At 58.3% G+C, this 230-nt stretch carries 1 protein-coding gene; it reads right to left on the bottom strand.

Annotation, left to right across the window (positions count from 1 at the left end; translation table 11 throughout):
- On the bottom strand, positions 1–177 hold a 177-nt coding region (locus tag P0D96_RS48715), incomplete at its 3' end, for an aldo/keto reductase (RefSeq protein ID WP_408321544.1).
- Positions 178–230 lie beyond the last annotated feature (53 nt).

Below are 230 nucleotides of genomic sequence, written 5' to 3'. Positions count from 1 at the left end.
GGCGAGGTTCTCGTGCCATACCTTGGTGGTCAGATGCAGTTGCTTTCGCGCGAGACCCGAGCCCGCAATTGCGGCGCCTACGGCTTCTTCGTTCTGGTACATCTCGGCGGTGTCGATGTGTCGGTATCCAAGCTCCAGCGCACTTTCAACTACTGGCTGGCAACCTCCGCCCGGCATACGAAATGTGCCAAATCCGAGGCGGGGCAGGTCAATTCCCTGTGTCTTCAAAA

It is taken from the genome of Paraburkholderia sp. RL17-347-BIC-D, from assembly GCF_046027915.1.
In the GTDB taxonomy this organism is placed as follows: Bacteria; Pseudomonadota; Gammaproteobacteria; order Burkholderiales; family Burkholderiaceae; genus Paraburkholderia.
This window is presented reverse-complemented; position numbering and strand designations above follow the sequence as displayed.